A 20706-nucleotide genomic window follows, 5' to 3' on the forward strand; every position below is an offset into this window, starting at 1 on the left:
TGCCGACTCTTGATTAGGCTGTGGGGTGGAGCCGCAGGAGCACAGCACAACGGCAGCCGATACGGGGATGGAGACAGCTAGTGTTGGCGCAACCCCGGGTGGTGTGTTCCGACTTCCGCTACATCCGATCGATCCGCCTGTATCCGGTCCTGCCGTTCAGGTGCGTTGCAGTACACCAGGAGGCACAGTGAACGAGCAGGAGGCTTTCCGTCCGGACGGAAACGATCCTGACGACGACCAGTCCGAGTTCGACCTGACCGGTGAGTTCAAGATCGATTTCGCCGCACCGGCCTGGTACGCGAGCAACGACACCAGTGGTGGCGGCACGGGTGCCGCCGCCTCGTCCGCGGCTCCTCCTGCGTCCTCGCCCACCACTCCGTCCGCCGGGGCGCAGCCCCCCGTCGGGCCGCCCCTGGGCCAGCCGGCCCCCGGGCCCGCGGAGGCCGCGCCGCCGGGATTCCCGACGCTGCGCCCGCAGGAATCGGGCCAGGACGCTGCCGCCGCCACTCCCCCGGCCACGCCGGAGGTTCCCGTGGAGACCGCGCCGACCGCGAACGCGGAGGCCGGCACCGGTAATCACCGCTCGGGCACGGGTGACGATCCGTCGGCCTCCCTCTGGGACGACGACGAGGACGACACGGAGCCGGAGACCGGGACGGAGACCGCGAGCGGGTCCGAGCCCGAGGCCACGGCCGCCGACGCGGCGCCGCAGCCGGAGACCTCGGCCGTGACCGCCCCCGTCGAGGGCGGTGCGCCGGCCCCTGACGCCGCGATTCCCGCGCAGCCCGCGCCCGAGGTCACCGCGCAGGGTGCGGAGCCCGCACCGGCCCAGGCGCAGCAGCAGGCGCAGCAGGGCGTGCCCGCACAGGGCGTGCCACAGCAGGGAGTTCCGCAGCAGACGGCGCCTCAGCAGGGGGTGCCGCAGCAGCAGGGTGTGCCTCAGCAGGCGCCACAGCAGGTTCCCCAGCAGGGCGTTCCGCAGCAGGGCACTCCTTGGGGTGCCGCGGCGGAGGGTCAGCAGCAGGGGGTGCCCGGGCAGGGCGTACCGCCGCTGCCGCTGCCGCCGGAGTACCAGCCCGCGGACCCGCGGATGGCGCAGCAGGCACAGGCGCAGGGTCAGGCCGCGCAGCAGCCGCAGCCGCAGCAGGGCCAGCAGCAGGCAGCCGCTCAGCAGCACCCGCAGGCACAGCAGCAGGCGCAGGCGCAGCAGGCGCAGGCCGGTTACCCGCAGGGGCAGTCGGCGCAGCAGGCCGGCTACGCACAGCAGCAGGGCGCGGCCGCGCAGCAGCAACAGCCCGCGTACGGCTATCCGCAGCCCTCGTACGGGTACGGGTACCCCCAGCAGGCCCAGCAGCAGGCGCAGCAGCCCCACGCGGCCGCGCAGCAGTCGGCTTACGGCTACCCGCAGGCCGGTGCTCAGGGTTACCCGCAGCAGGGCCAGGCGCAGCACGCCTACCAGCAGCAGGCCCAGGCCCAGCAGGCGGCTCAGGCTCAAGCCCAGGCGGCGCAGGCACAGCAGGCGCAGGCACAGGCCCAGGCGGCGCAGGCACAGCAGGCACAACAGGCACAGCAGGCACAACAGCAGGCACAGGCCCAGCAGGCACAACAGCAGCAAGCCCAGGCCCAGGCCCAGGCCCAGGCCCAGCAAGCGCAACAGGCTCAACAGCAGGCTCACGCCCAACAGCAGGCCCAGCCGCAGCAGTCGCAGTACCAGCCGCTGCCCGGTCAGCAGCCCGCCGACCCGAACGCCGCGGCCAACTACGCGTCGTACTCGCCGCCGGGTCAGCAGCAGCCGCAGCAGCGGGCCGCTCCCGGCGCTCCGCTCGGCTACAGCGCCGCCGTCGAGCTGACCTCCGACCGCCTGCTGCGCAACCAGCCCAAGAAGCGCAAGCCGGGCGCCAATGCGCAGCCGTCGAAGTTCAAGCTGGGCGCGAAGAAGGAGCAGGAGGAGCGCCAGCGCAAGCTGGAGCTGATCCGTACGCCGGTGATGTCCTGCTACCGGATCGCAGTGATCAGCCTCAAGGGCGGGGTCGGCAAGACCACCACGACCACCGCGCTCGGTGCCACCCTCGCGTCCGAGCGGCAGGACAAGATCCTGGCGATCGACGCCAACCCGGACGCCGGCACGCTCGGCCGACGGGTGCGCCGCGAGACCGGTGCGACCATCCGTGACCTGGTGCAGGCGATCCCGCATCTGCACAGCTACATGGACATCCGCCGGTTCACCTCGCAGGCCCCGTCGGGCCTGGAGATCCTCGCCAACGACGTCGACCCGGCCGTCTCGACGACCTTCAACGACGACGACTACCGGCGGGCGATCGACGTCCTCGGCAAGCAGTACCCGGTCATCCTCACCGACTCGGGCACCGGTCTGCTCTACAGCGCGATGCGTGGAGTGCTCGATCTCGCCGACCAGTTGATCATCATCTCCACCCCGTCCGTGGACGGGGCGAGCAGCGCGAGCACCACCCTGGACTGGCTGTCCGCGCACGGCTACGCCGACCTGGTGCAGCGCGGCATCACGGTCATCTCGGGTGTCCGGGAGACCGGCAAGATGATCAAGATCGACGACATCGTGTCGCACTTCGAGACCCGCTGCCGCGGTGTCGTGGTCGTCCCCTTCGACGAGCATCTCGCCGCCGGTGCCGAGGTCGACCTCGACATGATGCGGCCCAAGACCCGCGAGGCGTACTTCAACCTCTCCGCCCTGGTGGCCGAGGACTTCGCGCGGGCGCAGCAGGCGCAGGGCATGTACCCGCAGCAGCAGATGGGCGGGGACCCGTACGCCCAGCAGCAGATGGGCGGCGACCCGTACGCGCAGCAGCAGTACGGCCAGCAGGGCCAGCAGGGCCAGCCGCAACACGGGCAGCCGCCGGCCGGTTACCCGCCACAGCAGGGTGGCTGGACCCAGCAGCCCCAGCAGGGCCAGCCGCCGGCGCACTGGCAGCAGCAACAGCAGCAGCCTCCGGACGCGCCGCAGGCGGACGGGGTCAATCTGGCGCCGGGGTGGCAGCAGCAGCCGCCTCCGCAGTGACGCGGACGTAGCGCAAAACGGGGCGGGGCCCGGCACATGTGAGTGCCGGGCCCCGCCCCGTATCACGTCAACCCCCGGACGAGTGAACCGATCCCCGCCGAACTCCATCTGAAATCGGCCGAGTTGAAGCAGCAGAATCCCTGAATCCGGCTCTGCACCTCGCGGAGCCGAAGGGGAACGGGCCTGCCCACGCGGAGCCACCAGCCCGCCCGTTCGGAGTCACCGGCGCGCCCGCGCGGGGAGGGCACGGGCCCGCTTGCAGGGGGACTGGCCCGCCCACGCGAGCCACCGATCCACCCGCGCGAGGCCACCGGCCCACCCGGGCACAAGCAAACCGCGCGTCTACACCCGCCCACCCCCCGAAGGGGGGTGGGCGGCGGGGAAAAAACTGCGGCACGGAAAAACCACCGCTCGAAAAACCGCGGCAGGGAAAATCCGGAGCGAAACGGTGAGCCGCAGGAAACCCCGGACGGCAGGCAGGGCATCGCCCCATGGCTACGGCAGTCAAGCGCCGGGAAGAGCTTCCGAAGAACGAGCGCCAGGAAAAGCTGCGGCTCAGCCCTCTGCGCCGGCCCCGGCGGTCACTCCGCCGCCGCGATCAGCCCCCGTGCCAGCTTCACATCGACCGCCATCCGCTCCAACAGGGCGTCGAGCGTGTCGAACTTCTCCTGGCCGCGGATGTAGGCGAGGAAGTCCACCCCGACGTGCAGGCCGTACAGGTCCAGGCCGACGCGGTCGATGGCGTACGCCTCGACGGTGCGCGTCTTGCCGTCGAACTGCGGGTTGGTGCCGACCGAGATGGCCGCCGGCATCGCCTCGCCCTCCACCTGGAGCAGACCCGCGTAGACCCCGTCGGCCGGGATCGCGGTGTGCGGCAGGGTCTCCACATTGGCCGTGGGGAAGCCCAGTTCGCGGCCGCGCTGGGCACCGCGTACGACGACGCCCTCGACGCGGTGCGGCCGTCCCAGGACCTCCCTCGCACCGGCCACATCGCCCTCGGCCACCAGCCGGCGGGTGAGCGTCGAGGAGAACGGCTCGCCGCCGCCCGCCGTACCGCGCTCGAAGAGGTCGATGACCTCGACGGTGTAGTCGTAGGTGGTGCCGAGCTCGGCGAGGGTCTCGACGGTGCCGGTCGCCTTGTGTCCGAAGCGGAAGTTGGGGCCCTCGACGACGACCTGTGCGTGCAGCTTGTCGACCAGCGCCTTGACCACGAAGTCGGCCGGGGACAGCTTTGAGAACTCCCTGGTGAACGGGAGGATCAGCACCGCGTCCACCCCGAGCCCGGCCATCAGTTCCGCGCGCCGGTCGTGCGGCGCCAGCAGCGGCGGGTGGGTGCCGGGCCGTACGACCTCGCTCGGGTGCGGGTCGAAGGTGACGACCACAGCGGGAATCCCCAGCTCGCGGGCGCGCGCGACGGCCTTGCCGATGATCAGTTGGTGGCCGCGGTGCACTCCGTCGTACGAGCCGATGGTGACGACGCTGCGCCCCCAGCCCTCGGGGATGTCCTCCAAGCCACGCCAGCGCTGCACTGTGCCCGCTCCTCGCCCGAACCCTTGTCCGTCCATTGCGCCACGTCGGCATGGCGCAGGTCTAAGACTGCCATGCCGCGGATGGTGCTCCGCGCGAAGGGGGGTTCAGGACAGCCGTCCGCCACCGGTTCACGGGGCGGGCCGCAGGTGCGCGCCACTGCGGCCCGCGGGCACCGGACCGCCCGGCCGGCCCCGCCCGGCCCACCTCGGCTCCACTCTCTCCCGTCAGCGGTGGCTCCCGTCAGCGGTGGCTCCCGGCGAGCGTGGCACGGGCACCGGGGCCCACCACCGCCGTCCACTCCCCCGGTTCGTCCGCCACCCAGTCCCGGACCCGGCGGGCGAAGCCGGGCACCCGGCGCCCCAGCTCCACCAGCAGCCGGTCGAAGCGGGCCGCGCCCTCGGGCGTCCGGACCAGCAGCGTCCCGGTGCGGTGCACCAGCTCCCGGGTGCGCGCGGCCGGCCGCCGCTCCGCCCCCTCGGCGGCCGCCTGCAGCAGTGCCTCCAGCACCCGGGTGTCCGGGCCGGTCTCCGCGTACCCGCCGCGCGGCACCGCGTACGACGCCTCCTGCGCCAGCAGCACCTCCAGCAGTTCACGGCGCAACGGGGCCGAGTCGCCGGAGCCGACGTCGGCCACCACCACGGCGAGCGCGCACCGGACCGGCACCGGGTATCCGGTCAGCAGCTCGGCGGCGAGCGGGCGGAGCGCCGCGCGGGCGGCCGGGCCGCGCTCCAGACGGCACTCGACGAACTCCGCGACGGGCCGCGCGGCGCGGTCCGGACAGTGCCGGGCGCAGTCGCGCACCAGGCCGTCGATGCGGGCGGCGAGCGCCGGGTCCGCGGTGCGGGCGAGCATCTGCAGCAGCCCGGCGGCCACCGGCGGACCGGCCCCGCCGACCAGCCGGGCCCGGAAGGCGTCCAGCACCGGGCCGGGATGATCGGCGAGGGCGGCCCGGAAGGCCGTCGGCGGCAGCTGTGGGTCCCCCGCCACGAAGCGGGCCAGCGCCCGGTCCAGGAAGCGGGCGCGGGTGGCCGGGTCGCCGATCAGCAGGGCGAGCGCGGAGCCGTGGTGGGCGCTGTCGGCGGTCCGGGCGAGGAGGCAGAGGGCGGCGTAGCGCAGGAGGGCGCGGTCGGCCGGGGCGGTGACGTACGGGGCGGCCCGCAGGCCGTAGGACGCGGCGGCGGCCCGGCGCTCGGGGCGGGTGTCGTGTGCCCAGCGGTCCACGGCCCGGCACACCGCCGCCGGCTCGTCCTCGGCGAGCGCGTCCATCAGCTCGTCGCCCTTGGGGTGCGCGGCCGCCACCAGCGCCTCCGTGAGCGCGTCGAGCGCCTGCCGCCGGTGGGTGTGCAGCAGGGCCTGCGCGGCGGCGGCCACGGTGATCTCACCGGGCAGCGCACGGGGAGCCGGGCCGTCGCCGTCCTCGCCGCCGGGACGCTGCAGCGGGCGGGTGTCGTCGAACCAGGCGCACAGCAGCGGCTGCATCCGCTCCGGGTCCGCGCACAGCAACTCGGCCGCGGCATCGAGAAAGCGCGACGAACGCGGCGCACGGGGCCCGGCCGTTACGACAGCCGCTCCAACAGCATGTCCGACGGCCGTTCCGCCGCACCCCTCGCCCGCTGCCTCGGCGGACCGTTCATCGGCAGGGTGGACGCGTACGCGCGGAGGCGTGGCGAAGCCGCGACCGGCGCTCGCCCCGTCGTCGGACGGCACCAGATCCCCTGATACCGGACCACCGGAGGCCACAAGACCGGCCGAGGACCGGACCGACGAAGGCTCCGACGACGACCGGGCCGGCACCGAACCGGACGCCGACAAGCCGGCCGACAACGAGCCGACCGAAGCCGCCGAGGCCGCCGAGGCCGCCGAAGCGCCGGAACCGGACGAAGCCGAGCCCCAATCCACCCCCTCCCCACCCCGCGGCCCCGGCAGACCACACCGCGCCCCCTCCGCACCCACCCGGCCGCCCCACCCCGCCCCGCCCGGCTCGGCGTCCCCCCACTCCACGCCACCCGGCCGCAGATCCACCCGCCCCCGCCCGGCCCCCACCGGCGGTCCGTCCGCCGGGAGCAGGCGGCGGAGCAGATCCATCCGGTCCGCGTCCGTCAGTGCCAGCCGCTCCCAGAACCACGGCCCGAAGAGCGCCGGCCCGGTGTGCACGAAACCGCCCGCCCGGAGGGACCGTTCCGTGATCCGGTCGGCGAGCAGCCGCAGCACGCCCGTGTAGGGCCTCGCGTCGGGCACCCGGAGCAGCACCCCGGACAGCACCCGGGCGGCCCACCAGCGGCCGTCCACGGCGTGCGGGGGCGGGGTCCCGGCGGCGGGAGCGGTCGCCATCGGGACCAACTCCGCCAGCCGGAAGGTCAGTTGCACCGAGCCCTCGCGCCGGGCGAGCCGCAGCAGTGCCTGCACCGCCGGGCCCACGCGGTGGCCGGGGACGGGCAGCAGATCGAGATCGACATGGGCGCCCTCCAGCCACTCCGCGAACTCCTCGTGCGCGAAGCGGTATCCGGTGCCCGCCGGGACCAGCAGACCCTCGGTGAGCACCGCGGAGGCCCAGCCGGCCGCCCGTGGAAAGACCTCCTCGAAGGACGTACGGTCCAGCGCGCCCGGGCCACGGCCGAGGCAGCGCCGGGCCGCCTCGTGCACCTGGCCGGCGACCTGGGCGGCCAGCCGGCGTACGGCGGTGCCGCGCAGCACGGGCCGGTGCGCGGCCGCGATGCGTACGGCGATGCGCAGGCACACCAGGTCCAGGTAGGCGTCGAAGATCTGGTGGCGGTCCGGTGTGCCGAGGCCCTCGTCGCGGCCGGCCGGGTCCGCCCCGGGGAGCGCCGCCCGGACCTCCGCGAGCAGCCGCAGGGACAGTGGATGGCGGGCGTCCGGCGCGGCCGGTGCGCCGGCCGGCAGGCCGTAGCGGGCACGGGCACGCTCCGCCGTGTCCACGGGGAGCCCGGCGAGTTCCACACAGGCGGGCAGCGCGGGCGCCGGACGATACGGGCGGTGCAGCAGACCGGGCGGGAAGAGCACACCGGCCCGCTCCCAGTACTCGGGGCGGCAGGCGATCACCAGTCGTACCCCGGCCGTTCCCAGCCAGTCCGCCGTCGCCCCGGTCCACTCGGCCAGCCGCCGCAGCAGGCCGGTCGGCATCTCCTCCGGCCCGTCGAGCAGCACCAGCAGCGGACATCCGGCCGCGGCCGCCGCGCGGGCCACGCCCTGCGCCGTGACGTCCGCCGGATCACCGGCCGTGCCGCCCGCGTCGGCGACGGCCCGTCCGGCGCAGCGCAGCGCGCGCTCCACGGCGCTGCGGACGCCGTCGTCGTCGGGCCGCAGCTCCGCACCACGCAGCCACACGGTCGGCGCGGGCACCGGCCCCTGTGCCCGGCGGACGGCCAGCCCGGCCAGCTCGGTGCTCCGCCCGGTCCCCGGCTCCCCCACCAGTGCCAGCACCCGGGCGCCCGCCGTCCCGTCCTCCGCACCGAAGCGGGTGAACTCCGCCGCCACCTCCGGCCGTTCGACCGGCTCACGCCACGGTCGCGGGCGCGCGGCGGCGCCCAGCGCCACCTCGGCGAGATGCCGCGCACCGGCCGGATTCAGCTCGCTGCCGTACGCCGGGACGGCCGCCGCGTTGCGCTCCAGGAGTGCGGCGAGCGGGCCCCGTGGCGCGGCCTCGGCGACCGCGCGCAGCGGAATCGCGAAGCCGCCCGCCCGGCGCCCGGGGGTCTCCCCCGCGCGGGCACCGCCGGGAGCCTGAGGGTGCAGCGCGGTGCCGAGGACGCCGAGCACCACCCCGGTCCGGGCGTCCAGCACCGGCCCGCCGACCGCGGGGCCGCCCAGCCGCACCGCCTCCCGGCCGCCCGCACAGAGCCCCAACTCCAGTGTCTCGTCGAGCAGATGGACGCGCTCGGCGGCCGTGTACATCACCCCGGAGCCCGGTCCGACGACCGTGCCGTCCAGCCAGCCGCCCGCCCAGAGCCGGACGCGGGTGGCCGGTGCCGGGCGGCGCGCGGCGATCGGCAGCGGCACGAGCCGGTGCGGCCCGAAACTGTCGGTGCGTACGAGGGCGAGCCCGGCCTCCGGGAGGGGCGTGATCGCCTCGGCCGCCACCAGGCAGGTCCAGCCGCCGCCCCCAGCGGCGCCGCCGCCCGCACCGTCGGCCATGGGCTGCAGCACCAGCTGTGCCGCGCCGTCCACCGCTTCGTGGCTGGTGACCACGGTGCCGTCGTGGTCGGCGAGGAAGCCCGTACCCCGGGTCCGACCTGCCAGATCGCGGATCCGTACCAGTGCCGCGTCCGCATCGGCATCCAGCAGTGCCATCGTGGGTCCTCTCGCCCTGTCCAGTCCTCCGCACGGTAGGCAGGCGGTGATCGTCGCGGGAGGGGCGCCTTCCAACGCGCCCCCGTCCACTCCTCGGTTCACTTCGAGCGCCTCACCGAATGAGTGAATGGCCGAAACCTTGCGGAGCGGAGAGGGGGAAGGGCGGCGCGCGGCGCGGCGCCCGGGGCCGGCCCGCCGGTCTGGATGCCGGGCAGAAGCGGCACCTGCGTCCGGCGCCCCGTCCGCGGCAACGCAAAAGGCCGGGCCCGGCAGCGTGTCTCCACGCCCCGGACCCGGCCCTCCGCATCAGGCCGGGCGTCCGCCCTCAGACCGCGAACACCGCCAGGCTCTTGGCCTTCCCGCCCTGGTTCTCCACCAGCGCCAGGAACCGGCCGTCCGGCCCGAAGGCCGCGACCGGGCCGTTGCCCTCGAAGCGCGGCATCGGGATCCGCGCGCCGTTGAGCAGCAGCCGCGCCTGCGGCTCCGCGACGTCCCAGCGGGTGAACGCCGCGGCGGCCGCGTCACCGAGCGGCATCACCGGCAGGCCCTCGCCCTCGGTGTCGTCCACCGCCGCCTGCAGCTGTTCGAGGGTGCGCGCCCGGTCCAGCTTGTACGGCCCGACGCGGGTGCGGCGCAGCGCGGTCAGATGACCGCCGACGCCGAGCCCGGCCCCCAGGTCGCGGGCCAGCGCGCGGATGTACGTCCCGGACGAGCACTCGACGGAGACCAGCAGATCGGTCACCGGGGTGCCGTCCTCGGCCTCGGTCTCGTGCGCGGAGTGCACGACGAACGAGGAGACGGTCACCGGGCGGGCCGGGATCTCCACGTCCTCGCCCTCGCGGACCCGCGAGTACGAGCGCTTGCCGTTGATCTTGATGGCGCTGACCTTCGAGGGCACCTGCATGATCGCGCCGGACAGCTCGGCGACCCCCGCGTCGATGTCCTCACGGGCCAGGCCGTGCGCCGGCTTCGACGCGGTGATCTCGCCCTCGGCGTCATCGGTGACCGTCGTCTGGCCGAGCCGGATCGTGCCGACGTACTCCTTCTCCGTCAGCGCGAGATGGCCCAGCAGCTTGGTGGCCCGCTCGATACCCAGGACGAGGACGCCCGTGGCCATCGGGTCGAGGGTGCCGGCGTGCCCGACCCGGCGGGTACGCGCCATCCCGCGCATCTTCGCCACGACGTCGTGCGAGGTGAAGCCGGACGGCTTGTCGACGATGACCAGGCCCGCCCGTCGCCCACCGCCGCCCTTGCCGGAGTGCGCTCCGCGCCCGCCCCCCTCGATGGGCTTGTTGCTCTCACGCTTCATTCTGCCGCGGTGCCCTCGTCGTCCTCGTCCTCGCCCGGCTTGCGGTACGGGTCGGCCTCGCCGGCGTACTGCGCGCCCGAGGAGACCTCGCGCACCTTGGCGTCCGAGGCCCGTGCCTTGTCGAGCAGGTCCTCAATGGTCTTGGCGTTCTCCGGCAGGGCGTCCGCCACGAACGCCAGGGTCGGCGTGAACTTCGTGCCGGCCGCCGCGCCGACCGCGGAGCGCAGCATGCCCTTGGCGCTCTCCAGTCCGGCTGCGGCGCTGGCACGGTCCGCGTCGTCCCCGTAGACCGTGTAGAAGACCGTAGCCTCCCGCAGGTCGCCGGTGACCCGGGTGTCCGTGATGGTCACATGCGAACCGAGCCGCGGGTCCTTGATACCGCGCTGCAGCTTCTGGGCGACCACCTCCCGGATGAGGTCCGCCAGCTTCTTCGCCCGCGCATTGTCGGCCACTGGTCCGTCTCCTTCTTTCTTCCACAATTGTGCTTCCGCCGGCGACGGGATGCCTGGTCATCAGGTCAGTCGTCGTCACCGTGCAGCCGTCGGCGCACCGACAGCAGCTCCACTTCGGGCCGTGCGGCGACCAGGCGCTCGCAGCGGTCCATGACATCGGTGAGATGCCCCGTGTCCCCGGAGACCACCGCCAGGCCGATCCGGGCCCTGCGGTGCAGATCCTGGTCCCCGACCTCCGCGACGCTCACCGCGTATTTGCGGTGCAGCTCGGCGACGATCGGGCGGACGACGGAGCGCTTCTCCTTCAGCGACCGTACGTCGCCGAGAAGCAGGTCAAAGGACAGTGTCCCTACGTACATGCAAGACGGGTCAAGCCACCCGTGGGGCCTTGGGGTCACCCCGGCAACAGCCGGGGGTACGTGTCATTTCGAACCGTACACGGAACGGCCGGGGCCGATCGACGGAAATTCTTCCGCCGACCGGCCCCGGCCGGTCGCCCGCCCGTTGCCCGAACCACCACGCCGGGTGGACCACGCCGCGCGCGGGCTGCTGCCCGATCAGCCGCGCGGCTTCTCGCGCATCTCGTACGTCGCGATGACGTCGTCGATCTTGATGTCGTTGAAGTTTCCGAGGTTGATACCGCCCTCGAAGCCTTCGCGGATCTCGGTGACGTCGTCCTTGAAGCGGCGCAGACCCTGGATGTTGAGGTCCTCCGCGACCACCTTGCCGTCGCGGATGAGGCGCGCCTTGGTGTTGCGCTTGACCTCGCCGGAGCGGATGAGCACACCCGCGATGTTGCCGAGCTTGGACGAGCGGAAGATCTCGCGGATCTCCGCGGTACCGAGCTCGACCTCCTCGTACTCCGGCTTGAGCATGCCCTTGAGGGCCGCCTCGATCTCCTCGATCGCCTGGTAGATGACCGAGTAGTACCGGACGTCGACGCCCTCGCGCTCGGCCATCTGCGTCGCACGGCCTTCGGCGCGCACGTTGAAGCCGATGACGATCGCGTCGGAGCCGGACGCCAGGTTGATGTCGGTCTCCGTGACCGCACCGACGCCGCGGTGCAGCACCCGGATGTCGACCTCTTCGCCGACGTCGAGCTGGAGCAGCGAGGACTCCAGGGCCTCGACGGAACCCGAGGCGTCACCCTTGATGATGAGGTTGAGCTGCTGGACCTCGCCGGCCTTGAGCACCTTGTCCAGGTCCTCGAGGGACACCCGGCGGGTGCGCTTGGCGAAGGCGGCGTTGCGCTCGCGCGCCGCGCGCTTCTCGGCGATCTGACGGGCCGTCCGGTCCTCGTCGACAACCAGGAAGTTGTCGCCGGCGCCCGGGACGTTGGTCAGACCCAGGACCAGGACGGGGGTCGACGGACCCGCTTCCTCGACGTTGTTGCCCTTGTCGTCGAACATCGCACGGACCCGGCCGTACGCGTCGCCGGCCACCATCGTGTCACCGACGCGGAGGGTACCGCGCTGGACCAGGACGGTCGCCACGGCACCGCGGCCGCGGTCGAGGTGGGCCTCGATCGCGAGACCCTGAGCGTCCTGCTCGGCGTTGGCCCGCAGGTCCAGCGCCGCGTCCGCGGTGAGGACCACGGCCTCCAGCAGGGACTCGATGTTCTGGCCCTGCTTGGCGGAGATGTCGACGAACATGGTGTCGCCGCCGTACTCCTCGGCCACCAGGCCGTACTCGGTCAGCTGACCGCGCACCTTGGTCGGGTCGGCGCCCTCGACGTCGATCTTGTTGACCGCGACCACGATCGGCACCTCGGCCGCCTTGGCGTGGTTCAGGGCCTCGATCGTCTGCGGCATGACACCGTCGTTGGCCGCCACCACGAGGATCGCGATGTCGGTCGACTTGGCACCACGGGCACGCATGGCGGTGAACGCCTCGTGACCGGGGGTGTCGATGAAGGTGATGCGCCGCTCTTCGTCGTTGACCTCGGTCGCGACCTGGTAGGCACCGATGTGCTGGGTGATGCCGCCGGCCTCGCCCGCGATGACGTTCGTCTTGCGGATCGCGTCGAGCAGCCGGGTCTTACCGTGGTCGACGTGACCCATGACGGTCACCACCGGCGGACGCGCGACGAGCATGTCCTCGCCGCCCTCGTTCTCACCGAAGTCGATGTCGAAGGACTCGAGCAGCTCGCGGTCCTCCTCCTCCGGGCTGACGATCTCGACGACGTAGTTCATCTCGTCGGCGAGCAGCTGGAGCGTCTCGTCGGAGACCGACTGGGTCGCGGTGACCATCTCGCCCAGGTTCAGCATGACCTGGACCAGCGACGCCGGGTTGGCGTTGATCTTCTCGGCGAAGTCCGTCAGCGAGGCACCACGCGACAGGCGAACCGTCGCGCCGTTGCCGCGCGGCAGCATGATGCCGCCCACCGACGGGGCCTGCATGGCCTCGTACTCCTGACGCCTCTGCCGCTTCGACTTGCGGCCACGACGCGCCGGACCGCCGGGACGGCCGAACGCACCCTGCGTGCCACCACGGCCACCGGGACCGCCGGGACGGCCACCGAAGCCGGGACGACCGCCGAAGCCGCCGCCACCGGGACCGCCGCCACCGGGACGACCGGCGAAACCGCCGCCGCCACCCGGACGACCGCCACCGCCACCGGGACGGCCGGCGAAGCCGCCGCCACCACCGGGACGACCGCCGCCACCGGGACGACCGGCACCGCCGGGTCCGCGACCGCCGCCACCGGGGCCCGGACGCGGGCCGGCAGCCGGACGCTGCGGCATCATGCCCGGGTTCGGGCGGTTACCGCCGCCACCGGGACGCGGGCCGCCGGCACCGCCGGGAGCCGCACCCTGCGGACGGGGCATACCACCGGGGGTCGGACGCGCGCCGCCCTGGCCCTGGGGACGGGGGCCGCCCTGGCCGCCGCCCTGCGGACGCGGGCCGCCGGGGCCACCCTGGCCGCCGGGACGCGGGGCGCCACCGGGACGGGGGGCCTGCGGACGGGCCATGCCCGTGGAGCCACCGGAGGTGAAGGGGTTGTTGCCCGGACGCGGACCGGACGGACGGCCGCCGGGCCGCGGGCCCGGACGCTCGCCACCGGGACGCGGGGCGTTACCGCGGCCCTGACCGCCCTGACCACCCTGGCCGGGCGCCGGACGGGCCGGACGCGGGCCGGGGGTGGCACCGGGACGGGGAGCCGACTGGCCGGCGGCCGGAGCGGCCGGCGGAGCCTGGAACTCGGGCTGCGCGGGGGCGGCCGGAGCGGGCTTGGGTGCCGCGGGGCGCGCCGGGGTGGGGCGCGGGCCCGGGGTGGGGCCGGCGGCGGGAGTGCTCTTGGGAGCCACCGGGGCCTCGGGGGCCTTCGGTGCCTCGGGGGCTGCCGGAGCCGCGGGGCCCGGCTTGGGGGCGCCCGGCTTCGGGGCAGCAGGACGCGCCGCCTGCGCCGGAGAGGGCGCGGACGGCTTCGCGGGGGCCGACTTACGCGGTGCCGCGGGCTTACCGGCGGCGCGGCCGTTACCGCTGCCTGCCTGGAAAGCGTCGGTCAACTTGCGAACAACCGGCGCCTCGATCGTCGAGGACGCCGAACGGACGAATTCACCAAGTTCTTGGAGCTTGGCCATGACGACCTTGCTCTCCACACCGAACTCCTTGGCGAGTTCGTATACCCGGACCTTAGCCACTTCGCTCCTTCTAGGTCCGGGTTTGTCCACCGGACCGTCGCTACTTCATGGGCGTACTCATCGCGTACTCATCGAGTGCTCATCGCAATCTCGACCTACTTCCGACTCGCGAGGTACCTGACCGCACGGTTTTCCGTGCGCTGTGCATTTCGTGCTGTGCGTTATTGCAGGGGCTGCTCGACGCGTTCGACGTACTGGCGCAAGGCCGTGGTGTCGAACGGTCCCCGGGCCCGGTAGGCCCGGTTGAACGCCCGGCGGCGAACCGCCAGGTCGAGGCAGACCGGTGTGAGGTGCACGTAAGCACCCCGGCCGGGCAGCGTACCGCGAGGATCGGGGACACACTCACCCTCGATCACCACGATGCGCAGCAAATCGCCCTTGGCCGCTCGCTCCCGGCATCCCAGACAGGTGCGCTCAGGGCATGCGCGGGCATGCGTCCGGCCAGACACTGCTTAAGTCTACCTCCCCACAGCGGTCCGGCCCCGATGGGGTGAAGGCCGGACAGCTGCTCAGAATTCCCGGCCGGGCGCCGCGGCACCACCGATTTTCCGGGGCCGCGGCGCGCTCGGCCGTCTTGGACGGTCTCAGTCCTGCGGCGCGTGCTCGGTGTCGGGGCGGATGTCGATCCGCCAGCCTGTGAGACGGGCGGCGAGCCGGGCGTTCTGCCCTTCCTTGCCGATGGCCAGGGACAGCTGGTAGTCGGGCACGGTGACCCGGGCGGAGCGCGCCGCCAGGTCCACGACCTCGACCTTGCTGACCCGGGCCGGCGACAGGGCGTTCGCCACCAGCTCGGCCGGGTCGTCCGACCAGTCCACGATGTCGATCTTCTCACCGTGCAGCTCGGCCATCACGGCGCGCACCCGGCCGCCCATGGGGCCGATGCAGGCGCCCTTGGCGTTCAGGCCCGAGCGCGTCGAGCGTACGGCGATCTTGGTGCGGTGTCCGGCCTCGCGGGCGATGGCGGAGATCTCCACCGAGCCGTCCGCGATCTCCGGGACCTCCATGGCGAAGAGCTTCTTCACCAGATTGGGGTGGGTGCGCGAGAGCGTCACGGACGGGCCGCGGACACCCTTGACCACCCGTACGACGTACGAGCGCAGCCGGGTGCCGTGGGCGTAGTCCTCACCGGGGACCTGCTCCTGCACCGGCAGGATGGCCTCCAGGCGGCCGATGTCGACCAGGACGTTCTTGGGGTCCTTGCCCTGCTGGACGACGCCGGTGACGACATCGCCCTCCCGTCCGGCGTACTCACCGAACGTGATCTCCTCCTCGGCGTCCCGCAGGCGCTGCAGGATGACCTGCTTGGCCGTGGTCGCCGCGATCCGCCCGAAGCCGGAGGGGGTGTCGTCGAACTCGCGCGGCTCCTCGCCCTCCGCCAGGTCCTCGATGTCCTCGGCGTTCTCCTTCGCCCACACCGTCACGTGCCCGGTGTTGCGGTCCAGCTCCACCCGCGCCCGGCGGCGGCTGCCTTCGGTGCGGTGGTAGGCGATGAGGAGGGCCGACTCGATCGCCTCGACCAGCAGGTCGAACGAGATCTCCTTCTCCCGCACCAGACCCCGCAGGGCACTCATGTCGATATCCACGGCTACGCCTCCTCCTTGTTCTCGTCGATCTTCTCGTCGTGCTGCGCGTCGCGCTTGTCCGCGTCGTCGGACTTGCCGGGCTTGCGGTTGAACTCCAGCTCGACACGCGCCTTGGCGATCTCGTCGAAGGAGACCCGGCGGGCGGTCGGCTTGCGGCCCTTGACGCCCGGCACCTCGAGGTCCAGCCCGGCGTCGTCGACGGTGATGATCCGCGCCACCAGCTCGCCACCCTCGTGGAGTTGGGCCTTGATGAGGCGGCCGACGGCGCGGCGGTAGTGCCGCAGCTCGGTCAGCGGCCGGTCGGCGCCCGGCGAGGTCACCTCAAGGGTGTACGGGGCGCCGCCCATCACATCGGAGTCGTCCAGGACCTGGGAGGCCTCGCGGCTCAGCGCAGCGCACTCGTCCAGCTGGACGCCCTCGTCGGAATCGACCACGATCCTCAGCACCCGCCGCTTGCCCGCCGGTGTCACCTCGATCTCTTCCAGATCCAGGTCGCGCGCGGCGATGAGCGGTTCAAGCAGTCCGCGCAGCCTCTCGCTCTGGGTGGTGCTCATCCGGGTGACTCCTCGGCCGCGTGTGCTGTTGTGGGTAGGTCGCGTGTCGGGTCAAAGCCTATCGGTTCCGGCGGGGTACTGACGATTCGGTGGGTGGTCACGGATACTCTCGCCTGCGGTGATCACTACGGAAGACCCCGGGAAGTGCAACGTGCCGAATGTGGCGTACGTGCGGAGAAGGACCCTGCTGGCCGGTGCCGCCCTCGGGAGCGCGGCACTGCTCACGGGCTGCTCGGAGGACGCCGGCCCCGAGCGGGCCGAGCGCTCCTCCGCCGCCGAACGGCTGCGCAGACGCTCGGCCCGCGACAGCACGGCGCTGCTGGCGCGCTACGACGCGACGCTGGCCGCGCACCCGGCACTGGCGTCCCGGCTGCGCCCGCTGCGCTCCGAAGTCGCCCGGCACGCCGCGGCGTTCGGCGACGACCGGGCCGCCCCCTCCCCCGGCGGCAGCGCCTCCGACGGCCCGGCGCGGGACGCCGGAGCGCCCGGGTCCGGCCCCTCACCACAGGGCGGGCGGCCGTCCGGTCCCGCGGTCCCCAAGGACGAGCGGGCCGCCCGCTCGGCGCTCGCCGACGCGGAGCGCCGGCTCGCCGACACCCGCACCCAGGCGCTGCTCGCCGCGCCCCCGGAACTGGCCCGGCTGCTCGCCTCGGTCGCCGCGGCCGGTGCGGTGCACGCGTATCTGCTGGCGGAGCGGGCCGGATGACGGGCGTGGCGGGACACCGGGCAGGGACCAGCGAAGGAGCGTGCGGATGACGGCCGGAACGGCGCGCGGCAGCAGGCGCGACGAGGACAGCGGGCCCGACGAGCTGACGGCGGTGCAGGCGGCGCTGGCCGCCGAGCACGCGGCGGTGTACGGGTACGGCGTCGTCGGCGGGCGGATCTCAGGTGACCGGCGCACCGAGGCGCAGGCGGCGTACGACGGGCATCGCGCCCGCCGGGACGCGCTGCGCCGGGTGGTGCGTGATCTGGGCGGCACCCCGCAGGCCGCGGCCGCCGCCTACGAACTGCCCTTCCCGGTCCCGGACGCGGCCGCCGCGGCCCGGCTGGCGGCGGAGTTGGAGGACCGGCTGGCCGCCGTGTACGCGGATCTCGTACGGGCCGGCGGCCGGGTCCGGCGGCGGGAGGCGGCGGCCGCGCTGCGCGAGGCGGCCGTGCGGTCGGTGCGCTGGCGCGGCGGCGGCGTAGCCTTCCCTGGGCTCGTGGAGCGGGCCGCGGACACCGGTCCGTCCGGCTCCGCGAGCGCCGACGCGGACGCCGACGCGGGCGCGCTCTGAACTACCGGCCGCTCCGCGGTCTCCACCCCAGGAAAGGGACAGCTCACGCATGGCAACGGCCCCCATCGAACCGCCGCAGCGGTTGGTGAGTTCGCTGAGCGGCGATCCGGAGAGCCCGGTGCGGCAGTGGCTCGCGGCGCTGCCGACGCTGGTTCAGCAGCGGCTGGAGGCCTGGGATCTGACGCTGGAGCGGGTGTACGCGCCCGGTGGCCGCAGCAGTCTGCTCGCGCTCGTACGGCAGCAGGACGGGACGCCCGCGGCGCTGAAGTTCCCGGTGCCGGGGCGGGTTTCGGGGCACGAGGCGGCGGCGCTGGAGGCGTGGGACGGCTGGGGCGCGGTGCGGCTGCTGCGGTCCGACGAGCAGAGCGGTGCGCTGCTGCTGGAGCGGCTCCAGGGCGGGGTGTCGCTGCGCTCGCTGCCGGAGGCCAAGGCGTTCCTGGAGGCGGCCGGCACGGTGCGGCGGCTGTGGGTGCCGCCCGCCGCGGGGCACCCGTTCGAGACGCTGGCCGGGCGGACGGAGCAGGAGGTGGAGGGGCTGCGCACGGCCGGGGCGCTGACCGGGGCCGCCGGGCCGCTGGTGGACCAGGCGCTGGAGCTGCGGCGCGAGCTGCCGGCCGGGTCCGATGAGGAGTTCCTGCTGCACGGTGCGTTCCGGCAGGGCAAGGTGCTGGCCGGGGCGCGGGCGCCCTGGCTGGCGGTCGGCCCGTCGCCCGTCGTCGGCGAGCGGGCGTACGACCTGGCGGCGCTGGTGCTGGACCGGGTCGAGGATCTGCTGGCCGGGGCGGGCGCGGCCGCCGCGGGCCGCCGCCGGGTGGCCAAGCTGGCCGACTCCCTGGAGGTGGACCGGGACCGGCTGCGCGACTGGACGCTGTACCACGCCGTGGACAGCGGGGTACGGGAGACGGCGGTGGGCGACCGGCAGCGTGGGGAACTGCTGCTGGAGTTCGCGGCCGGGCTGTAGGGGACACAGCGGACGGGCCGGCCGGGGCGTACTCCCGGCCGGCCCGTCCGTCGTTGCCGGTTACGCGCTGAGGCGGGCGACGGCCTCCTCGACCGTCAGCTCCTCGCGCTCGCCGGTACGGCGGTCCTTGACCTCGACGACGCCCTCGGCGGCGCGCCGGCCGGCGACCACAATGGTCGGGACACCCAGCAGCTCGGCGTCGGTGAACTTCACGCCCGGGGAGACACCGGCCCGGTCGTCGACGAGGACCCGCAGGCCCGCGGCGCCGAGCTGCTCGCCGACCTCCAGGGCGAGCTCGGTCTGCTTGGCCTTGCCGGCCGCGACGACGTGCACATCGGCCGGGGCGACCTCGCGGGGCCAGCACAGGCCCTTGTCGTCGTGGGTCTGCTCGGCGAGGGCGGCCACCGCGCGGGAGACGCCGATGCCGTAGGAGCCCATGGTGACCCGGGCGGGCTTGCCGTTCTGGCCCAGCACATCGAGCTCGAAGGCGTCCGCGTACTTGCGGCCGAGCTGGAAGATGTGGCCGATCTCGATGGCGCGGTCGATCTTCAGGCCGGTGCCGCACTTCGGGCAGGGGTCGCCGGGCTCGACGACGACCACGTCGAGGTAGTCGTCGACCTCGAAGTCCCGGCCCGCGACGACGTTCCTGGCGTGCTTGCCCTCCTTGTTGGCACCCGTGATCCAGGCGGTGCCGGCGGCGACGCGCGGGTCGGCGATGTAGCGGAACGCCTTGCCGGCCAGGCCCTGCGGGCCGACGTAGCCGCGGACCAGCTCGGGGCGGTCGGTGAAGTCCTCGGCGGTGACCAGCTCGACGGTGGCCGGGGCGAGGTGTTCGCCCAGCTTGCCGAGGTCGACCTCGCGGTCGCCGGGCACGCCCACCGCGACGATCTCGCCGTCGACCTTGACCAGGAGGTTCTTCAGGGTCGCGGAGGCCGTCACACCGAGGTACTCGGCGAGGGACTCGATGGTCGGGGTGTCGGGGGTGTCCAGCTCCTCGACGGGGCCGTGCGCGGAGCCGTCGGCCGGCTCGACCTTGACCGTGACGGCCTCGGTGTTGGCGGCGTAGTCGCAGCCCGGGCAGTAGACGAAGGTGTCCTCACCGGCGGCCGCGGGGGCCAGGAACTCCTCGGAGGCGGAGCCGCCCATCGCGCCGGAGACCGCGGAGACGATGCGGTAGTCCAGGCCCAGCCGCTCGAAGATCTTCCGGTAGGCCTCGCGGTGCAGCGCGTAGGACTGCTCCAGGCCCTCGTCGGTGGTGTCGAAGCTGTACGAGTCCTTCATGTGGAACTCGCGGCCGCGCAGCACACCGGAGCGGGGGCGCGCCTCGTCGCGGTACTTGATCTGGATCTGGTAGAGGATCACCGGCAGGTCCTTGTAGGACGTGCACTGGTCCTTGACCGTGAGGGTGAAGATCTCCTCGTGGGTGGGGCCGAGGAGGTAGTCGGCGCCCTTGCGGTCCTTGAGGCGGAAGAGCAGGTCGCCGTACTCCTCCCAGCGGCCGCTGATCTCGTAGGGCTCCTTGGGCAGCAGGGCCGGCAGCAGGACCTCCTGGCCGCCGATCGCGTCCATCTCCTCGCGGACCACGCGGGAGACGTTCTCCAGGACCTTCATGCCCAGCGGCAGCCACGTCCAGATGCCGGCGGAGGAGCGGCGGACGTACCCGGCGCGGACGAGCAGCTTGTGGCTGGCGGTCTCGGCGTCGGCCGGGTCGTCGCGCAGCGTCTTGATCATCAAGCGGGACATGCGCTGGACCTGTGCGGCGTGGGCCATGGGAGATTCTCCTGCGTAAGAAAGGTGACTCCCTGGAGATTAGCTGCAGGGGTGTGTCGCCACGAAATGCGATTCGCTGCGCTCCGCCTGCTTCCCACGATTTCGGGTTCCCCGCCGTTTCGCCTGCGGCGGGCCGGGCCGCTGCGCGGAGCCTGCGATCCCTGCGATTTCGAGATCCCCACCATTGCGCCTGCGGCGGGCCGGGCCGCTGCGCGGGGCTGTCGGGGTGCGGTGACGGGCCTCCGGGGCAGGGTGTCCGGACTGCTTCGCTTTACGTCCGGACC

Annotated in this window: 14 protein-coding genes; 4 read left to right on the forward strand and 10 right to left on the reverse strand. The window is 73.6% G+C overall.

Features of this window, described 5'->3' with window-relative positions:
- Positions 1-187 precede the first annotated feature (187 nt).
- On the forward strand, positions 188-3034 hold the full coding sequence (locus ACFW5B_RS27355; protein WP_386444909.1) for an SCO5717 family growth-regulating ATPase: 2847 nt from the start codon (positions 188-190) through the stop codon (positions 3032-3034).
- 581 nt (positions 3035-3615) lie between these two features.
- On the opposite strand, the gene ACFW5B_RS27360 is transcribed toward ACFW5B_RS27355, so the two are convergent.
- The 9 genes from ACFW5B_RS27360 to rimP form a co-directional block, all read right to left on the reverse strand.
- Positions 3616-4563, reverse strand: a complete 948-nt coding sequence (locus ACFW5B_RS27360; RefSeq protein ID WP_386444912.1) for a bifunctional riboflavin kinase/FAD synthetase — start codon at positions 4561-4563, stop codon at positions 3616-3618.
- Positions 4564-4804: 241 nt separating this feature from the next.
- Positions 4805-8872, reverse strand: a complete 4068-nt coding sequence (locus ACFW5B_RS27365; RefSeq protein WP_386444915.1) for a hypothetical protein — start codon at positions 8870-8872, stop codon at positions 4805-4807.
- Positions 8873-9197: 325 nt separating this feature from the next.
- Entirely contained in the window at positions 9198-10181 is a 984-nt protein-coding gene (gene truB / locus ACFW5B_RS27370) for a tRNA pseudouridine(55) synthase TruB (protein ID WP_386444917.1), read from the reverse strand.
- On the reverse strand, positions 10178-10633 hold the full coding sequence (rbfA, locus tag ACFW5B_RS27375) for a 30S ribosome-binding factor RbfA (RefSeq protein WP_386444920.1): 456 nt from the start codon (positions 10631-10633) through the stop codon (positions 10178-10180). The genes truB and rbfA overlap by 4 nt, the downstream gene beginning before the upstream one ends.
- Before the next feature lie 65 nt (positions 10634-10698).
- Positions 10699-10992: a DUF503 domain-containing protein gene (locus ACFW5B_RS27380; protein ID WP_386444923.1), complete on the reverse strand. Its 294-nt coding sequence runs from the start codon at positions 10990-10992 to the stop codon at positions 10699-10701.
- A 198-nt stretch (positions 10993-11190) separates the two neighbouring features.
- Positions 11191-14277: a translation initiation factor IF-2 gene (gene infB / locus ACFW5B_RS27385; protein WP_386444926.1), complete on the reverse strand. Its 3087-nt coding sequence runs from the start codon at positions 14275-14277 to the stop codon at positions 11191-11193.
- A gap of 161 nt (positions 14278-14438) precedes the next feature.
- Positions 14439-14726, reverse strand: coding sequence for a YlxR family protein (locus ACFW5B_RS27390; RefSeq protein WP_386444929.1), 288 nt, complete (start codon positions 14724-14726; stop codon positions 14439-14441).
- Between the two features lie 135 nt (positions 14727-14861).
- Positions 14862-15860, reverse strand: a complete 999-nt coding sequence (gene nusA / locus ACFW5B_RS27395; RefSeq protein ID WP_386444932.1) for a transcription termination factor NusA — start codon at positions 15858-15860, stop codon at positions 14862-14864.
- A 2-nt stretch (positions 15861-15862) separates the two neighbouring features.
- Complete coding sequence (rimP, locus tag ACFW5B_RS27400; protein WP_386444935.1) at positions 15863-16414, reverse strand: ribosome maturation factor RimP; 552 nt, start codon at positions 16412-16414, stop codon at positions 15863-15865.
- Positions 16415-16574: 160 nt separating this feature from the next.
- Between rimP and ACFW5B_RS27405 the strand changes: the two genes are divergently transcribed.
- The 3 genes from ACFW5B_RS27405 to ACFW5B_RS27415 are packed head-to-tail and all read left to right on the forward strand — an operon-like array spanning position 16575 to position 18652.
- Positions 16575-17120 (forward strand): hypothetical protein, encoded by a 546-nt coding sequence (locus tag ACFW5B_RS27405; RefSeq protein WP_386444946.1) that lies wholly within the window; start codon positions 16575-16577, stop codon positions 17118-17120.
- Positions 17121-17166: 46 nt separating this feature from the next.
- Positions 17167-17691 (forward strand): ferritin-like domain-containing protein, encoded by a 525-nt coding sequence (locus ACFW5B_RS27410; RefSeq protein ID WP_386444938.1) that lies wholly within the window; start codon positions 17167-17169, stop codon positions 17689-17691.
- A 49-nt stretch (positions 17692-17740) separates the two neighbouring features.
- Positions 17741-18652, forward strand: coding sequence for an aminoglycoside phosphotransferase family protein (locus ACFW5B_RS27415; RefSeq protein ID WP_386444941.1), 912 nt, complete (start codon positions 17741-17743; stop codon positions 18650-18652).
- Positions 18653-18712: 60 nt separating this feature from the next.
- Here ACFW5B_RS27415 and ACFW5B_RS27420 read toward each other — a convergent pair whose 3' ends face one another.
- Positions 18713-20422 (reverse strand): proline--tRNA ligase, encoded by a 1710-nt coding sequence (locus tag ACFW5B_RS27420; RefSeq protein WP_386444944.1) that lies wholly within the window; start codon positions 20420-20422, stop codon positions 18713-18715.
- Positions 20423-20706: the final 284 nt, after the last annotated feature.

The sequence above is a fragment of the Streptomyces sp. NPDC058773 genome, assembly GCF_042746015.1.
Taxonomy (GTDB): Bacteria; Actinomycetota; Actinomycetes; order Streptomycetales; family Streptomycetaceae; genus Streptomyces.